Source organism: Candidatus Palauibacter sp., assembly GCF_965208055.1.
In the GTDB taxonomy this organism is placed as follows: Bacteria; Gemmatimonadota; Gemmatimonadetes; order Palauibacterales; family Palauibacteraceae; genus Palauibacter.
In genome coordinates, this window is the sequence record NZ_CBDBNY010000004.1 from 114,963 (window position 1) to 131,924 (window position 16,962).

The following is a 16,962-nucleotide window of genomic DNA, read 5'->3' on the forward strand; positions in this document are numbered from 1 at the left end:
TTTATTGAAGGGATACGCCGAGCGCGCGGTAGGTGGAAACATCGAGATCTTCGATCCGCCCGAGAGCAGGCGGAAGATCACCTCCCCAGTCGCGCAGGATGCCCCGAATCACTCCGCTCGCCGGATCGCGAACGATCGAGATCGTACGTTCATCGTCCGCACCGATCGTCACCGTCCCCTCGGGTCCGGTGAGCGTGATCCGATCCAGGGGCGCGCTCGGGACCGTGAAGAAGAAGTACTTGTTGCCGAACTGATCTTCCCCGGGCGTGAATGAGAGGGAGAATTGCCGGGTACCGGCGGCGAACCCATCGACTCGGTACGGCCCCGGCCCGTCCGGGAGACGCTCCACGGAAGTGACCCGGAACGCAGGCTCAATTCGTAGCTCCCCGTCGACGACCCCGCCCCAGATGACGACCAACTCGGCTTCAGACCGCGATGTCGCAAGCTGGGCATCGGTCGCGACGCTGTCCCGGTAGCTGATCACGTCCTGGAAGAAGTAGTCGCTCAGCCAGCCCTGCGCGTAGCAGTATCCCATGATGTCGCGGCGGGTCTCGGGAGAGACCACCGTGCCGTCCCGGAAGTCGTAACCCCATGCTCCGAGGCCCCCGTCCCGGTGCGGGAAGCTCGGATCGGTATTGAGAGGGTCTCCGCAGGGAGCATGAAGCAAATTCAGGTTGTGACCCACTTCATGGGCGAGTTCGGCCATCGACGGCTTACCCATGCTCACCCGCCCACCCAGCCTCGCAATCCCGCGAACGTAGCCGGACCGAGACGCAGCCGCCCCATACCAATACCCGGAGCCTCCCGAGAGGGCACGAACGCCTTCGAGTTCGAGAACGAGTCTCCACTGCCCTGCCAACTTGGTCAGATCGACGGATGTCGCATACGTCTCTCGGGCGCGCGCGCGAAAGTCGGCGAAGGGAAACGCATACCTTAGAAGGCCAACCTCCGGGCTATCGTCGGCAACCGCGTTCGTCCACGCGTAGATCGAGGAGTCAGGGGCCGCCGCCTCCACCACCGGCACCACGGTAAGCTCCATTGGAGGCACCTCAACCACCTCCACCGCTGCAACACCGGAGTCCGGATACCGAGTCTGGCTACCGTCGGCCAACGGCACCGACCCTTCCGGATCCGCCTCCACAACGAATTCGAGACCCGGTTGAATGAATTCCCCGGGGATGACCGCATTGTAGGATCGCTCGAGATCGCCTTCGTCGGCGAGCGTTGCCATTAGGGCTTCCGCCCGATGCAGGGCGGTCCGGTACACTTCCTCCCCCGAGACGTAAAGCACCACGACGACGCTGGGCGAGTAGTAAGCGTCCGGCGCGTGGCTTGTAAGGAACACCCGCAACAGTGCATCACGACCCGCGACCAGCGGAACATCCCCTGCTGGCCGCTGGATGGCCTGCGTGAAGTAAACCAGCGGGAATCGCAATCGTACATTCTGGATGTTCTCGCACAAGGGCCCGCGCACGACATCGACATCTTCGAGCCAGACCCGAAAGCCCGGAGTTGGAGGTATGCAGAGATCCGTGTCCTCGTACTCCAGAACATCCAGTTGCGTCAGACCGGTCATGCTGAACGGAAAATGCCCCTTCAGTCTTGCGTTCCCGCTGATCCGCAGGGCGGTCAGCGCGGTCATGCCGCCGAAACTGAACGGGAGTTGACCCGCGAGATCGTTATCGGTGAGATCCAGGCTCTGCAGCCCGGCCAGCCCCGCGACCGCACCCGGTATCGAACCCGTCAGGCCGTTGTCCGCCAGCGAGATCGACCGCACACGCCCGTCCTCAACCGTAAGCCCATGCCAATTCTCTCGGTCCATCTCGGAATTCCAGCCATCCGTGCGGGTCCAGGATTCGCCGCCGGCAGCGTCGAAGAACTCCCGCAGCACCAGGCGCTCCACCTGATCCGGACCACATTCATCGATCGCCGAGTCCTCGATGCCATCCAGCCATCGGCTGAACTCCTCGTCGATGGGAGCACAGAGTTGCGTCCCGTACGACGAGAACCCGGACAGTTTCTTCAGCCTCACGAGACCACGAGGAAAGAGTCCGGTGAGACCGGGATTAAATACCAGGCTAAGGGTTTCCAGATTGACGAGATTGCCGATCTCGGCAGGCAGCGCTCCTGAGAAATCATTCTCGCTGAGATACAGGCTGCCCAGGGACAGAAGTCCGCCCAGTTCGGGCACGATGGGGCCGCTCAACCCGGCCCGTTGGACTTCCAGGCGCTCCAGGAGCGAGAGCTTCCCGATCTCGGGAGGGAGGGGCCCGGTGAGCTGATTGTCGCCGAGTAACAACCGCGTCAGATTCCCCAGGTCGCCCAGTTCGGGCGGGAGCGGGCCCGTCAACCCGTTATCTGCAAGTTCGAGGGCGTCAACTCGGCCGTTCGGGCCGACCCATACACCGAACCACTCCGACAGCGGCGCCCCGGTCAGCCATTTCTCGTTCCGCTTCCAGGCATCACCTCCGGTGGCGTGATACAGGCGTTCCAGCACCTCCCGATCCTCCGATGGATCGGCAACGTTGACGGACACGGCCGCGGCCTGGGAATCCAACAGCGCCGTCACGGCCGTGGATCCGTTACGCATGGCCGTCACCAATCCCGTCGAGTCCACCGTGGCGACCGACGTGTCGGCGCTCGACCAGGCCGCGCTGACAGCGCCGGGGATGGCGTGTCCGTTCGCATCCGTGAAGTGGGCGGTGAGCTGAACCGCATCGCCGATCCTGCTGAACGCCAGTGTGCGTGGACTTACTCCAAGACCGGTCGGAACCTGCATCACGGTGACGCGCGCCTCCGCCGATTCGCGCCCGGAACGGGCCCTGACCGTCGTCGTACCGGAACCACCGGCTGTCACCAACCCCGAATCATCCACGCTGGCAACGGACGGATTCCCGCTCGACCAGCGGACGACCGCACTGGTGACGACCTCTCCAGCCTGGTTGCGCACCTCCGCGGAGAGCTGAACCACATCGTCGATGGCGGCAAACGTCACCTCGGCCGGAGTGATCGAGATCGTCAGGGACGGTACCGTCGGCGGAGGCGGTGGCGGCCGCGGAGCACCGGGAGACGTTGCGGAGTCTCCACACGAGAGCAAGAGGAGAATCATGCCGGTGCCGACGCCCGCGCCCACTGGTAAATTTTGGATGCGCTCTTTGGGGCGTTGAGTCCCCTGGCCGAGCATCCGTCTCCGTACCATCTCCCGCACCGCTGCTAAACCTGATCTGGCCATCGACGTCCCGTCCCGTGAGTTCGTAGTCGCCTCCGCCGGGCAGAGGCAGAGCGGGCGGGGCGCGCAACTACGGAACGCCGGCCGCAGCTGCCTGGTGCCCGCTAGCAAGTCATGGAAGCCTCCTTGCGAGTTGGTGAGAGGCGAGAACTCCAAGCGACTACCCCCTCGACCCGCAATATAAGCAACCGGATGCGATCTGTGGGCGACATACCTGGTTATGTTGCCGATAATCTGGCCGCAGCCGCGCCAGAGCGTGCCAAGTGCCCCCGAAGAGGAGTGACCGATGACGGAGGATTCCGCCGCGCTGAGGCAACGGATCGAGGCGCTGCAGGAAGGCATCTCCGGCCTGTGCGGAGCCATTATGCGGATCAGCGAGAGCCTCGATCTCGACGCGGTTCTGCAGGAGATCCTCGACTGCGCGCGCGCGTTGACCGGCGCCGCGTTGGGCGCGATCGCGACCGTCTCGGGAGCTTCTTTCTCGGCGAGAAGGAGGACGGACGGGAGTTCACCGACGGGGACGAAGATGTGCTCGTGCTCTTCGCGTCGCAGGCGGCGACGGCCATCGCCAACGCGCGGGCCTACCGGGACGAGCAGCGGGCCCGGGCCGACCTGCAGGCCCTGGTGGACACCTCGCCGGTCGGCGTGGTGGTCTTTGACGCCGGGACCGGCGGATCATGTCGCTCAACCGTGAGGCAAGACCGATCGTCGAGGGCCTGCGGATGCCGGACCGCTCCTTGGAGCAGTTGCCGGAGGAGATAACGTTCCGGCGGGCGGACGGTCGCGAGGTGGGGTCTGGAGTCCTCCTTCGCCTACTGCGGCGGGATACCTTCGGAGCTTCTGTTCGACCAGATGAAGGCGGCGATCGCCACCGACGGTCGCGCGGCGGGCGGTCGGCTGCTGGAGAACGGAGAGTTCCTGCGCTTCAGCCGCCACTAGGGCTTCCGGATCCGGGCCGGCCGGCCGCACCGGGCGAAGACGAAAGGGAGGAAGGTGGAGCACCCGACCGGCTACATCCGGAAGAGCTTTTTCTACAGCCGGGAGTTCGTGTCCGACGCCGACTTCAAATATGTTACATCGCTGTCGGGAGGAGTCCGCGGGAACGTTCTGGGGAAGGGGGGACGCCCGCTCCCGGCGCGCGGCGCCCGCGAAACCTGGCGGCTTCCCGTTCCGTGGGGAGAGTATCCGAGTCTTTGACGAGCGGGGCCGGGACCAGCGGCTCGAGCTCCGCGGCGTCGAGACCGGCGGCACAGCGAAAGGCGGCCGACGCCATGCTTGAGATCCGGAACCTCGTCAAGGTCTACCCCGGCCCCGTCGCCGCCCTGCAGGGAGTGTCGCTCGATGTGGGGCAGGGGATGTTCGGGCTCCTCGGTCCCAACGGGGCGGGGAAGACCACCCTCATGCGCATCGTGGCCGGGCTGCTCGAGCCCACCTCCGGCACGGTCCACTTCGACGGCGAGGACATCGTCGCCGATCCCCGCCGGATCCGGCGGCAGCTGGGCTACCTGCCGCAGGACTTCGGCTTCTACCCGCACCTCACGGGCGAGTCGATGCTGCGCTTCCTGCTCGTCCTCAAGGGGGTGGAGGCGCCGCAGGGGGTGAAGCGCCTCGCCGCGGAACTGCTCGACCGCGTGAACCTGTCCTACGCCGCGAAGCGCAAGGTGAAGGGCTACTCGGGCGGTATGCGGCAGCGGCTCGGGATCGCGCAGGCGCTGGCCGGCGACCCCCGGATCCTGGTCGTGGACGAGCCGACGGCGGGCCTCGACCCGGAGGAGCGGCTCCGCTTCTACCGCCTGCTCGCGGAACTCGCCGAGGACCGCACGGTCCTCCTCTCCACGCACATCGTGGACGACATCTCGGTGCTCTGCCCGCGCGTCGCGATCATGTACGACGGTCGCTTCGTGGCGGACACGACTCCGGCCGAGGCCCGGGGCCGCCTCGCGGGCACGATCTACCAGGGCGCGGTCGCGAAGGAGGACCTCGCCGCAGTCGACCGCGACTACCGGGTCACGCAGGCGCTCCTCATCGAGGGTCGCAACCAGGTCCGCATCCACCTGCCGGAGGGACCGCCGCCGGCCGGTTTCGAGGCGGCCGCCCCGACGCTCGAGGACGCCTACCTCCTCCTCGCCCGGGAGAAGGGAGCCCGGCCCGAGGGATCCCGGCCCGAGGCAGCCGAAGCCGCGCCGTGAACCGGTGAACACGCTCACGCGCTGGTGGGAGGTCTCCCGGCGGGAATTCAGCGCGACGTTCCGCCGTCCGGCCCACTGGGTGCTGCTCGTGATCCTGGGGCTCATGGCGATGGGGCTGTCCGAGGGGGCCGTCACGGTGTCCACGGGCAGTTTCGTGCCCGGCGCCGAGCGGCCCCACATCACCTCGGTCTACAACCAGAGCATGATCCAGGGCATCGTCATGCTTGCGGTCGCGGCCTGGTTCCTGGCGATCTCGTGCGGCATGGTCGTCATCCGCGACCTCGAACTGCAGGTGACCGAGGTCTTCCACTCCACCCCGCTCACGCCCGGGGAGTACGCGTGGGGCAAGTTCTGCGGGGCCGCGGGAGCGTTCGCGGCCGCGTGGCTGGTCTTCCTCGTCGTCCTGGGCTTCTTCGCGCACGTGGTGCAAGGGGCGGGGGGTTCGGAGACGATCGGCCCCTTCCACCCCTGGAACTACCTCTTCCCGACGCTCCTCTTCGGGGTGCCGCAGATTCTGCTCTTCGGGGGCGTCGCCTTCTTCCTCGGCGCCTGGACGCGCCGTCCGATCATCGTCTTCGCCTTCCCCATGGCGTCGGTCCTCTTCACGCTCACCTTCCTGGCCACCTGGTCGCCGGATTGGCTCTCGCCGGACGTGAACCGGCTGCTCATGCTCATCGACCCCTCCGGATTCCGGTGGCTGGACGAGACCTTCCTCGCCGTCGACCGGGGGGTGGAATTCTATAACACGCAGCCGCTGCGGCCCGACGCGGGATTCGTCATCAGCCGGGCGGTCGTCGCGCTGCTGGGGCTCGCGGCCGTAGCGGGCGCGGTGCGCAGCTACACCCGCAGGATGCTGGTCGGCGGCATTGAACTCCGCTTCCTGCGCTGGCTTCGGCGCCGGAAGGCCCCCGCCGTCGCTTCGGCCGCCGCCGCAGGCGCCGCGGGCATTGCGGGCGCAGGCTCCGCGTTGACCCCGGGCGACGCGGCGGCGACGACCCTGACGGGCCTCGGGATGACGACCCGCCCCCTCGGCTTCTGGAAGGGTGCCGGCGTCATCGCGCGGAGCGAGATTCGGGACCTCATGGTGCGGCCCGGGATGTACCTCTTCGTCCCCCTCATCCTGTTCACGGCGATCAATTCGACGCTGTTCACGATCGGTCCCTTCGCTTCGCGCCTCCTGTACACGCCGGGAGGGATGGCGGAGGCCCAGCTCAGCGATCTCAACGTCCTTCTCTGCTTCCTGCTCCTCTTCTACACCGTCGAGTCGCTGCACAAGGAACGCAGCCGCCGCCTACACGAGATCTTCGGCGCCACGGCGGTCGGCACCGGGGCCGTCATTCTGGGGAAGACGCTGGGGAACAGCGTGATGGCGGGCTTCATCCTGCTCGTAACGCTGCTCGCCAACGCGGCCCTTCTCCTCTACCACCAGTTCATCGGCGGGAGCCCCGTGGGATTCGACCTCTTCCCCTTCGTCGCCATGTGGGGCGCCGTCCTCATCCCCACGTTCGTCTTCTGGACGGCGCTCGTCACCGCCCTCTTTTCCCTGCTCCGGAACCGGTACGCCGTGTACGGACTCGGGTTGGCGCTCATCATCTACACGATCTTCGACGTGCGTGCGGGCGACGGGATGACGTGGGTGACGAACTGGCTCGGCCTGGGCGTGCTGAGCTGGAGCGACATGGGCGCCTTCACCCTCCACGGCACTCCGCTCCTCCTCAACCGCCTCCTCTACCTGAGCCTGGTGCCGCTCCTCGTGGCGCTTTCGGTGAAGTGGTACGGCCGGCAGGACTTCGACGCGGTCGGGATCATCCACCGCCTGCGCCCGAAGCCGCTCCTGCTCGGCGCCCTCCGGCTGCTGCCGCTGGCGATTCCCGCGATCGCCCTCGCGTCGATCCTCGCCATCGGGGGCGAGCGGGGCTACGAGGGGGACGCCGCGCGGGAGTGGGCCGACGACTACTGGGAGCGGAACACCGCCACCTGGACCGACTTCCGCATGCCGTCGGTCTCCCGCGTGGACCTCGGTCTCGACTTCGAGCCGAGCGAGCGCTCCGTCGCCGTGAAGGGGGAATACACCTTCTTCAACCACCGCGACCACGCGTACGAGCGGCTTCCGGTCACGGCCGGGCCGTGGGATCCGATCGCCTGGACGCTGGGCGGCGAAGCGTACGAACCCGAGGACCGCTCCAACCTGTTCATCTTCACTCCCGACGCGCCGCTGGCCCCCGGAGACACGCTGACGATCGGCTTCGAGTACGACCGCGTGATGATGGGGGGCTTGAGCCAGGGACCCGGCGGGTCGGGAGAGTTCATCCTCGAATCGGGGATCGTGCTCACCGCCTTCGGGCCCACGTTCGTCCCGGTGCCGGGCTATCTGTCCGGGATCGGGGTGGACGAGGACAACTCGGCCGAACCCCGCGACCACCCCGACGACTTCTACGAGGGAGAGACGGAGCCGCTGTTCGGCTGGGGCGGCGGGCCCTTCACGGTGCGCACCCGCATCACGACGCCCGAGGCGTTCACCGCCAACGGGGTTGGCCAACTGGTGAGCAGCGAGGTCGCCGCCGGCCGGCGCACGGTGGTCTGGGAGACGGACCATCCCGTGACGCTGTTCAACGTGATCGCCGGCAAGTACGACGTGATCGAGGGGGATGGCACGGCGATCTACCATCACCCGGAGCACGACTACAACATCGAGGAGATGTCGGCCGCGCTCGACGCGGCGCGCAGGTACTACTCCGAGTGGTTCTACCCCTTCCCGTGGGACGTGCTCAAGATCTCGGAGTTCCCCGACTACGCGAGCTACGCCCAGGGGTTCCCCACGAACATCTCGTTCAGCGAGGGGAGCGGATTCCTCGCCAGGAGCAGCCCGGTGTCGCACGTCGCGTTCATGGTCGTCGCGCACGAGGCCGCGCACCAGTGGTGGGGGAACCTGCTCGTGCCGGGCGACGGCCCCGGCGGCAACATCCTCTCCGAGGGCATGGCTCACTACGCCACGATGCTCCTGCACGAACAGGTGTACGGCGACCGCTACCGCATCGAGTTCGGCAAGCGGACGGAATCGGCGTACGGCTTCCGCCGCTTCGTCGACGCGGAGCGCGCGATGGTTAAGACGGACGGCAGCCGCGCCGGCGATGGCACCGTCACTTACGAGAAGGGCGCCTGGGTGATGTGGATGCTGCAGCAGGAGATGGGCCGCGAGAACCTCCTCGCCGGCCTCCGCGCCTTCATCGGAAAGTACAACCCGGACCCGGACTTCCCGGTGCTGCAGGACATGCTCGCCGTGCTGCGCGGCTTCGCTCCGGACACGGCGGCGTTCGAGGCCTTCACCGACCAGTGGTTCCACGATGTGGTCGTCCCGGAATACGAGTTCGAGAACGTGACGAAGACCCCGGAGCCTGGCGGCGCGGAGGGGGCCGGCACCGAAACCTGGGTCGTGCGGGGGACGGTCCGGAACGTCGGAACCGGGCACATGACGGTGCAAGTGGCGGCGACGGCGGGCGACCGCTGGTCGGACGAGGGAGACGACGCCCGGCGAACGGTGGTCGCCGCGGACTACCGCGATGCGCGCACCGAGGTAACGCTGGGCGCCGGGGAGTCCGCCGAGTTCGAGATCCGCGCCGGGTTCGACCCCGAGCGGGTGCTGGTCGACCCGGACGTGCTCGTCCTCCAACTCAACCGCGACGACGCCGTCTTCGACTTCTGAAGCCGGCTCGGGCCGACGCGTTCCCGCGGGAACGTAAATTGGTTGCCAAAACGCACACAATGTGTGACGATTGGACGATGTCCGTGCGCTTCGACTGGAACCTGGAGAAGAACCGACAGCTGGCCGAGCGGCGGGGCGTCTCGTTCGAGCGGGTCATCTCGGCGATCGAGCGTGGCGGCCTGGTGGATGTGACGGAACACCCCAACCAGGAGCGGTATCCGGGGCAGAGGATCTACGTCGTCGACATCGACCGGTACCTCTACCTCGTCCCGTTCGTGACCGCCGCGGACGGCACACGGTTCCTGAAGACGATCATTCCCAGCCGGAAGGCGACGCGGAACTACGAGAGGAGGCGGTCGCCATGAACGATCCACTGAGTCCGGAAGAGCGGGAGATCCTTGACAGGTTCGAAAGGGGCGAGTTGCGCCGCGTTGTCGGTGTCGAAGATGAAATGGAGAGCGCGCGACAGGCGGCCCGCGCCACCTTCAGAAAGACCCGGCGCGTCAATCTTCGGGTCACGGAACGGGATTTCGACCTCGCCCACGCGCGGGCGCGGGAGGAGGGGATCCCGTACCAGACCCTGCTTTCCAGCGTGATCCACAAGTACCTGTCCGGTCGCCTGACCGAGACGAGATAGCTTCGCCTATGTCACTGCCGAAACCGCTATCCACAGCCCCAGGGCGCCGAGAATGAGCGCCAGGATGCGATCGATGTACGCTCTGGCCTCCACATAACGATCGGCGACGGTGGGGGCGCTCATGCACGAGGCCAGCGTCGCGTAGAACAGGATCTCCACCAGGAGATGGTTGGCGGCGATGACAAGGCCGTTGGCCAGACTGAGCCCGGCCGGGAAGACCGCTGCGATGACGGCGGCCGCGAAGAGCACCGACTTGGGATTCGACAGGTTGATGAGGAGGCCCTGGAGGAAGGCGTCGCGGTTGGGCGCGGATCGGACGCGCGGGGGCTTTGCGGCGCTCGTCCACATCCGGTAGGCAAGATAGAAGAGATAGAGCGCCCCCGTGGCCCTCATCGAGGCGTACAGCCACGGCAGCGCCTGGAACACCAATCCCAGTCCGGCCGCGGCCAGAAGCGTCCAGGCCGCGGCCATCAAACCGAGACCGGCTCCGACGGCGATTCCCGCGGCACGTCCGGATCGGAGGGTGGCCTGGACGGCCATGAGCAGGGCGGGGCCCGGGCTCGCAATCGCGAACAACAGAGCGACGTTGAACGCGATGAGTTGTCCCGGCGTCATGCGTCGCGACGCCTCATGAACGATTCCTCCAGCGGGCCTCGTTGGCGCGGATCGCGTCCTGGACGAACACGGCCAGCCCCTCCCCGCGCTGCTCGAAGTACGCCTCGAAGCGCGGATCGGCCGTGTACATGTCGGCGAGGTTCCGGTGCATGCCGTGGCTGCACGGATAGAACCAGCGGTCGATATGAAGCCGGTGCGCCTCGGCCAGGTCCATCGCCGCGCGGCCGGCGGCCGGGGCGCCCTCGGCCATCAGCTCGGCCAGCCCGCCGAATACCGTCTCCCCTTCCTCGGTGATCCGCGTCCAGTCCTCCTTGCCGTACGCACGGGTGCGCCGCATCGACTCCTGGTAGGCATCGCTGTGACCCCAGCGCCGCTCGACCTCCTCCCGGTACTGCTCGTGGTCGAACTCCTCCAGTCCCTCGAACATCTCCGTCCTGTCCATTTCCGTTTCCTCATCAATCGCCCTCAGGGCCCGGTCGACCCCTCGGATGATGCTGTCGGTCCTCCGCTGCCGCAGGATCGCATCCCCCCGTCACGGGCCTTCGCTGCTCCTCCGCAGGTACTCGCGCTCCCGTTCTCGCGGCCTCGTAGCTGGCGGCGGTATCCCGGTTCGGGTAGCTCAACCACCAAACAGCTTGAGAGTTGAGGAATTGCGCCCGGTCGGGCTGGGTCGCAGCTTGCTCGTGCTCCCCTTCCAGTCCCCCCCACGCTGTGGTCTTGGTGCTTGGCCGTCGTGTCGAGTTCCCGGGCACCCTCGACGGCGCGCATTATCGGAATCCAACCTGAGACCGGGCGAATGACGACAAGCAAGACGACAAGCAAAGCGAATCACCGACGCATCGTCATTGCCGCCGCGGTCGGGCTGTGCGCGGCGCTGTGGACCTACGCATGCGGCGACGGTACGACGGAGCCTGGAGATGACCAAGGCACGGCAGATGCCCAAGGCACGGCCGCCGACCGGACGGCGCTGGTGGCGTTCTACGAGGCCACGGACGGGCCGAACTGGGTCCACAGCACCAACTGGTTGACCGACGCTCCGCTGATCCAGTGGTACGGGGTGAACACCGACTTCACCGGACGGGTCTCGGGCCTGTACCTCTCCGAGAACGGCCTGACGGGCCCCATCCCGCCGGAGATCGGCAACCTCGCCAGTCTGGAGAGCCTGTACCTCTCCGCGAACGGCCTGACAGGCCCCGTCCCGCCTGAGCTCGGAAGACTCGCCGGCCTGCGTGAACTGTGGCTCCACAGCAACGACTTGACGGACCCCATCCCGCCGGAACTCGGCAGCCTTGCCAACCTAGAACGCCTGTTCCTCCAACGTAACGACTTGACGGGCCCCGTCCCGCCTGAGCTCGGAAAACTCGCCGGCCTGCGAGAACTGCGGCTCCACAACAACGACTTGACGGGCCCCATCCCGCCCGAACTCGGCAACCTCGCCAACCTGACGTACCTGTCGCTCTTCTCCACCGGCCTGACGGGCTCCATCCCGCCGGAACTCGGCAACCTCGCGAATCTGGAGCATCTGGAGCTCTTCCAAACCGACCTGACGGGCTCCATCCCGCCCGAACTCGGCAACCTCGCTAGTCTGCAGGAGCTGAGGCTCTTCTCCACCGGCCTGACGGGCTCCATCCCGCCGGAACTCGGCAACCTCGCTAGTCTGCAGGAGCTGACGCTCTCCTCCACCGGCCTGACGGGCTCCATCCCGCCGGAACTCGGCAACCTCGCTAGTCTGCAGGAGCTGAGCCTCTCCTCCACCGGCCTGACGGGCTCCATCCCGCCGGAACTCGGCAACCTCGCTAGTCTGCAGAAGCTGAGCCTCGTCCAGGTGAGCCTGACGGGCTCCATCCCGCCGGAACTCGGCAACCTCGCGAACCTCCGAACCCTGCTCATCATTTACACCGATCTGACCGGACGGCTTCCCGCAAGCTTCCTGAATCTTTCGCTCGAAGTGTTCCAGATAGTCGGCAACGCGGGTTTGTGCGTGCCCGACACGCCCGCGTTCCGGGCGTGGCTGCGTGGGAACGGGACCGAAGGGGTGGGACCTTTCTGCTCTCCCGGCGTCACGCGGCTGACGAACAACAACGCTGAGGACCTGAGCCCAGCGTGGTCTCCCGACGGCAATAGAATCGCCTTCTCATCCGATCGCGACGACTCCGGTGGGATCTATGTGATGAGGGCCGACGGGGCCAACGTGGGTCGGCTGACAAATGGCGCCGACGGCGAACCTGCGTGGTCCCCCGACGGACGCAGGATCGCCTTTACATCCCTCCGGGGCTTCGACTTCTGGATCTATGTGATGCAGGCCGACGGAACCGGCGTCGTCCGGCTGACGGACAACGCGGAATGGCACGGTGAAGCCGCGTGGTCTCCCGATGGCTCAAGGATCGCTGCCGCTTCCACTCGTACCGATGGCGGAGGAACCGTCTATGGAGTGGACATCTACACGATGGACTCTGACGGGCGCAACATCGTCTGGCTGACGAACGACTCGACCTACAATACCAATGCCCCGGCGTGGTCTCCCGACGGACGCAGGATCGCCTTCCAGTCGTTCCGCGACGGTGACGACGAGATCTATGTAATGAACGCTGACGGCACCGGCGTGGTGCGCCTCACAGACGACGACGCCAGCGACCAAGCCCCCGCATGGTCTCCCGACGGGCGCAGGATCGCCTTCCAATCCGACCGCGACGGTGACGACGAGATCTACGTAATGAACGCTGACGGCACCGGCGTGGTGCGCCTCACAGACGACGACGCCAGCGATCAGGCCCCCGCGTGGTCTCCCGACGGACACAGGATCGCCTTCCAATCCGACCGCGACGGTTCCTTGGAAATCTACGTGATTGACGTGCCCGGTTCGTCCTCGCCATGAGCCCAATTCTCCTCTTCGCGTCGTGGTGCGCGCTACCGGCGAGAGTTGAACTTGGACGAGTACGCATTCCCGCTACTCAATGCCAATTCCCAGCCATTTCGGCACGTTGGAATCAGACATGAACCTCGGCAAAGAATGGCAGATCGTGCAGCCCTGATTGAACTTACGTTACTTCTTGCCGTGGTTCAGGCCTTCGGTGCTCCGCCGTAACGTCAGGGTCAAGGAAGCGAGATTACCGGCGGTATGCGGGCGGCTTCAGAACGTCTGGACACCACGCTCGCGATCTCTGAGCGGATCAAGGAGCAACTGCTCTCATGGGCTGCCGTCGCAATCCCGCAGTTCGAGTCGTTCCTCGAAAGAGAAACCCGGCAGGGAAGGAGCGCGACAGGGAGGGCCCACGCCAAAACGTTCCCGCGGGAACGTGACTCGCGGCGGTGGAGTCAAACGGCGACGCCGGCCTCGGCCCGCAGCACGAGCTCAAGTACGGTTACCATCCCGGCGGAACCGGAAGTAGCGAGGTCGAGGGGCGACTCGCCGTCGAGCAGTGGATGCGGACGCGTCAGGAAGTCGTCGATCCGTCCCACGTCGCTGCGGAATACGCGCGTCACGGCCTCGACGAGATGTTCCGCATCGTCCGATTGAAGGAGCCCGTCGAGGCTTCCCACCTTCGAGGCGGGCAGTTGGCTACATTTGGCCAGACTCTCAATGGCTTCTCTCGCGGGGATCTGCGTGGGGTATCCTAAGGCGCTCGGGAGCCGCGGGGCAGCGTGCCGGGATCGGGGCCCGGCGCCCCGGCGGACCGTGGCAGCGTGTCGACCTCGACATCGGTCGCGCTGGCGGCGCGCGGGAGGGCGGCCCGTGCCTCGAGCCTCCCGACGGCGGCGGAGATCGCCCGACCCGTGGCGTCCCGCGTTCCGAAGCTCCTCAGGACCTCGCGGAGCCGGGGCAGCGCTTCCACGGCGTGGATCTCGGCGAGCGCGTTCGCCGCATGCTTGCCGGAGGATCCCTCGAGCGCGTGGCCGAGCGCGGCGATGATCCCCGCCCTGTATCCGCCGTCGTACGCCTTGAGACGCACGAAATCGCCGCCGAGCGCCGCCCGTACCGTCTCGACCAGTTCTTCTTCGCCCAGTTGCCTCAACGCGCCGGCGACCCCGTCGCGGAACCGCAGGCCGGCGGCCTTCCGCGCGTCACCGAGCAACGGGACGAGAGATGCGACCGCACCGGGGTGCCGAATCTCGGCGAGCGCCTCGACGGCCCGGGATCCGAGCACCGTGTCCTCGTCCCGGAGCACATCGGCGAGGGCCGGGATCGCCGCGGGGTCCCCCAGGCGCCCGAGTGCGGCTGCCGCGTCGCGTCGCGGTCCGTCGCCTTCCCAGAGGACGTACTTGTCCCGGATCCGGCCCCCGGGCGCGCGCAGGCGCCGGATGTGGACGGGGACGTCGTCCGGCTGCGCCTGTCCGTTGTGACCGTCCCAGCAGATGTGCCGCAGGATCTCGCCGAAGAGGTCGAACAGCGTCCGGAGCTGCGCGAGGTCCTTGATTGCCCTCTCCGCCCGGAAGTGGAGTTCGTCCACCCCGTCGGGGAACTTGCTGAACCACCCGCCACGACCCTTGACGGACAGATGGATCTTCGGTTGGGCCTGGATGCCGGCGCGGATCTTCCGGTTGTCGAAGAGACGCCGCAGGCGGCGCGGCGCATCGCCCTTGATCACGAAGTCCCGGTCGAACCGGGGATGGCCGACCTCGATGTCCTGCAGCCCGATCGCCTTCCCCAGCCCGCTCAGGAGGCCGGCCCGGTAGATCTCGAACCTGAACCCCTCCGGATTGAAGTAGGGGGCGCGGATCCTCGTGAACGTCTGGTTCGTCTTGCCGTCGCCCGATGTGTACGTGTCGAGGGTGATGATCCAGTCGCCGGTTGGGGCCTGGACGGCGAACGGGCTGAAGAGGCCTCCTTCGTGGAACTGCCCGTCCACGTCCTCGGCGAGCTGCCGCCACACGTCTCTCCGGCTCGGTCCGAACAGGGCCTTGAGGAGTTTCATCGCAATCGTACCACCGGGTGCTTGACCTTCAGGTCGGTTTTTCGGTGCAGGTCATGTACGGTTACACACAGCCAGCGATTCTCGTCCACGGAATACGTGACGCGCAGGCGGGGCGCGGCGCCCTTGCCGGCTGGCTCCAGCGGCAGCGCCGGGTCCGCCTCGTTGAGGCACAGGCAGAAGGCCCGTTCGCCGGCGGTCTCCGGCACGAAATAGCGGGAGCCGTTGCTGCGCTCGGTCCAGTCGATCGGACGCCCGGCCACGCGTCCGACCTCGCAGATGAAGAGGTTGATGTGCTGCTGGCCGTCGAAGCCGGGGGCGTAGTAGCGCGTCGCGAAGTTGTCGACCGTCGGGAAGCACGTGCCGCCGGGGATGAGCAGTTCGTACTCGGCGTCGGTCTCGGCGCCGGCGTCGTCGCCACCGGGCAGGACGCGAAGCGCGTAGTCGTGGTAGATGAAGTCCTCGACGTGCGCGCCGCCCGCGAAGATGCACGCGCCGCGGGCGACGGCCGCGAAGGGGAGCCACTCGCGCACCTTGTCCCGGCCGAGCACATCGCCCACGACGTTGCGCACCTCCGGCAGGAGCGTCGACCCGCCCTCGAGGATCACATCATCGATGCCGTCGGGGAGGACGCCGTGCCGGGTCCGCAGCTCGGCGAGCAGCGCGTCGAGCAACTCCCGGATCCGCGCGTACAGGCCGTTGGCGGCGAGCAGGTCGCTCAGGACGGGATAGTCCAGCCTGCCGTACGATTCGTTGCGGAAGGTGAAGTCGCCCTCGTTCCCCGCGCTCGCGAGCAGCTTCACGCGCTCGGCCTCCCAGCGGAGCGCGACCTCCCATTCGGGCCAGTCGTGCAGAGCCGAGGGAACGAACCGCTCCAGAATCCAGCGGTCCACGTCGTCTCCGCCGAGTTCCACCGCCTGCTTGGCCAGCACTTCCGCGCGCCCGGTCTCCACGGTGCGCGCGCCGTGGGTCCTCACGACGGCGGCTTCCATCGATCCGCCGCCGAAATCGAAGGCGACGAGGGTGGTGGGGCGCCCGACATCGACGCCGTAGCCGAGCGCCGCCGCGACCGGCTCGTCGAGCGTGCGGAACACGATCCCGGTCGGCCTCCGCCGCAGGCGCGCCCACACGCGCGCCCACCAGCCGCGGTGCTTCAGCCTCCGGATGATCGCCTGCAGCTCGGCCCGGTAGGTCTCGTAGAAGCCGCTCGGCGTGGCGATCGTGATGTCGGTGACTTCTTCGCCGAATCGCGCCTCGAGGGCGCCGATGACCTCCCGCAGGAAGAGCGCCGCGATGTCCTGGGCGGTGAAGATCCTTCCGCCCGCGCGCGCCAGGGCCCGCCCGCTCTCCGTGCCGAGGTAGCGCTTGAAGCCGCGCGCGAAGCCCGTGGCCTGTCCGTCCCAGTTGTAGGTGACGGCCGCCTGCCCGATGAGGACTTCCTCGCCGTCCCGGTCCATGACGCACACGCACGACGGCATGACCGGCGTCTGCGTGACGGGCTCGAGTTTCGCGAGGTCCGGCAGGTTCAGGATGCGCGGCCGGCCGGACCGGTCTTCGCAGATCGTGGTGTTGGACGTGCCGAGATCGATGGCCCAGTGCGTCGACATGGCAGAGATCTTGCGGGCGTCCGGGGGGCGGGGGAAAGGTGGCGTCCCTGCGCCGAGATTTCGCGCCGTTGC

General features: G+C 67.1%; 11 protein-coding genes. 5 read left to right on the plus strand and 6 right to left on the minus strand.

Annotated elements, in window-relative coordinates; translation table 11 throughout:
- Nucleotide 1 precedes the first annotated feature (1 nt).
- The gene (locus tag ACOGXI_RS00840) at nucleotides 2-3,592 is read right to left on the minus strand and encodes an Ig-like domain-containing protein (protein ID WP_419937014.1); all 3,591 of its coding nucleotides are present in this window, start codon (nucleotides 3,590-3,592) and stop codon (nucleotides 2-4) included.
- A gap of 908 nt (nucleotides 3,593-4,500) precedes the next feature.
- Here ACOGXI_RS00840 and ACOGXI_RS00845 point away from each other — a divergent pair.
- The 4 genes from ACOGXI_RS00845 to ACOGXI_RS00860 all read left to right on the plus strand — a co-directional run bounded on the left by ACOGXI_RS00845 (nucleotide 4,501) and on the right by ACOGXI_RS00860 (nucleotide 9,758).
- On the plus strand, nucleotides 4,501-5,418 hold the full coding sequence (locus ACOGXI_RS00845) for an ABC transporter ATP-binding protein (RefSeq protein ID WP_419937015.1): 918 nt from the start codon (nucleotides 4,501-4,503) through the stop codon (nucleotides 5,416-5,418).
- Nucleotides 5,419-5,422: 4 nt separating this feature from the next.
- Nucleotides 5,423-9,121, plus strand: a complete 3,699-nt coding sequence (locus ACOGXI_RS00850; RefSeq protein WP_419937016.1) for an ABC transporter permease/M1 family aminopeptidase — start codon at nucleotides 5,423-5,425, stop codon at nucleotides 9,119-9,121.
- Nucleotides 9,122-9,198: 77 nt separating this feature from the next.
- Nucleotides 9,199-9,486, plus strand: coding sequence for a toxin (locus ACOGXI_RS00855; protein ID WP_419937017.1), 288 nt, complete (start codon nucleotides 9,199-9,201; stop codon nucleotides 9,484-9,486).
- Nucleotides 9,483-9,758 carry an antitoxin gene (locus ACOGXI_RS00860; RefSeq protein WP_419937018.1) on the plus strand — a complete coding sequence of 92 codons (276 nt, stop codon included), beginning with the start codon at nucleotides 9,483-9,485 and terminating at the stop codon, nucleotides 9,756-9,758. Before ACOGXI_RS00855 ends, ACOGXI_RS00860 begins: the two co-directional genes overlap by 4 nt.
- 6 nt (nucleotides 9,759-9,764) lie before the next feature.
- Here the strand turns inward: ACOGXI_RS00860 and ACOGXI_RS00865 are convergent, their stop codons facing one another.
- Nucleotides 9,765-10,373 (minus strand): LysE family translocator, encoded by a 609-nt coding sequence (locus ACOGXI_RS00865; protein WP_419937019.1) that lies wholly within the window; start codon nucleotides 10,371-10,373, stop codon nucleotides 9,765-9,767.
- A 13-nt stretch (nucleotides 10,374-10,386) separates the two neighbouring features.
- Nucleotides 10,387-10,815 carry a TipAS antibiotic-recognition domain-containing protein gene (locus tag ACOGXI_RS00870; RefSeq protein WP_419937020.1) on the minus strand — a complete coding sequence of 143 codons (429 nt, stop codon included), beginning with the start codon at nucleotides 10,813-10,815 and terminating at the stop codon, nucleotides 10,387-10,389.
- 354 nt (nucleotides 10,816-11,169) lie between these two features.
- Between ACOGXI_RS00870 and ACOGXI_RS00875 the strand changes: the two genes are divergently transcribed.
- On the plus strand, nucleotides 11,170-13,248 hold the full coding sequence (locus ACOGXI_RS00875) for a leucine-rich repeat domain-containing protein (protein WP_419937021.1): 2,079 nt from the start codon (nucleotides 11,170-11,172) through the stop codon (nucleotides 13,246-13,248).
- A 440-nt stretch (nucleotides 13,249-13,688) separates the two neighbouring features.
- On the opposite strand, the gene ACOGXI_RS00880 is transcribed toward ACOGXI_RS00875, so the two are convergent.
- The 3 genes from ACOGXI_RS00880 to ACOGXI_RS00890 all read right to left on the minus strand — a co-directional run bounded on the left by ACOGXI_RS00880 (nucleotide 13,689) and on the right by ACOGXI_RS00890 (nucleotide 16,890).
- On the minus strand, nucleotides 13,689-13,913 hold the full coding sequence (locus tag ACOGXI_RS00880; RefSeq protein WP_419937022.1) for an antitoxin Xre/MbcA/ParS toxin-binding domain-containing protein: 225 nt from the start codon (nucleotides 13,911-13,913) through the stop codon (nucleotides 13,689-13,691).
- A gap of 74 nt (nucleotides 13,914-13,987) precedes the next feature.
- On the minus strand, nucleotides 13,988-15,286 hold the full coding sequence (locus tag ACOGXI_RS00885) for a HEAT repeat domain-containing protein (RefSeq protein ID WP_419937023.1): 1,299 nt from the start codon (nucleotides 15,284-15,286) through the stop codon (nucleotides 13,988-13,990).
- The gene (locus ACOGXI_RS00890) at nucleotides 15,283-16,890 is read right to left on the minus strand and encodes an Hsp70 family protein (RefSeq protein ID WP_419937024.1); all 1,608 of its coding nucleotides are present in this window, start codon (nucleotides 16,888-16,890) and stop codon (nucleotides 15,283-15,285) included. Before ACOGXI_RS00890 ends, ACOGXI_RS00885 begins: the two co-directional genes overlap by 4 nt.
- Between the last annotated feature and the right edge of the window lie 72 nt (nucleotides 16,891-16,962).

Coding starts and splice junctions, on each gene's coding strand:
- ACOGXI_RS00875 (WP_419937021.1), top strand. CDS start 11,170: ATGACGACAAGCAAGACGACAAGCAAAGCGAATCACCGACGCATCGTC.
- ACOGXI_RS00855 (WP_419937017.1), top strand. CDS start 9,199: ATGTCCGTGCGCTTCGACTGGAACCTGGAGAAGAACCGACAGCTGGCC.
- ACOGXI_RS00865 (WP_419937019.1), bottom strand. CDS start 10,373: ATGACGCCGGGACAACTCATCGCGTTCAACGTCGCTCTGTTGTTCGCG.
- ACOGXI_RS00840 (WP_419937014.1), bottom strand. CDS start 3,592: ATGGCTCCGCACAGGCCGGAGATGCCTTCCTGCAGCGCCTCGATCCGT.
- ACOGXI_RS00870 (WP_419937020.1), bottom strand. CDS start 10,815: ATGGACAGGACGGAGATGTTCGAGGGACTGGAGGAGTTCGACCACGAG.
- ACOGXI_RS00860 (WP_419937018.1), top strand. CDS start 9,483: ATGAACGATCCACTGAGTCCGGAAGAGCGGGAGATCCTTGACAGGTTC.
- ACOGXI_RS00890 (WP_419937024.1), bottom strand. CDS start 16,890: ATGTCGACGCACTGGGCCATCGATCTCGGCACGTCCAACACCACGATC.
- ACOGXI_RS00845 (WP_419937015.1), top strand. CDS start 4,501: ATGCTTGAGATCCGGAACCTCGTCAAGGTCTACCCCGGCCCCGTCGCC.
- ACOGXI_RS00885 (WP_419937023.1), bottom strand. CDS start 15,286: ATGAAACTCCTCAAGGCCCTGTTCGGACCGAGCCGGAGAGACGTGTGG.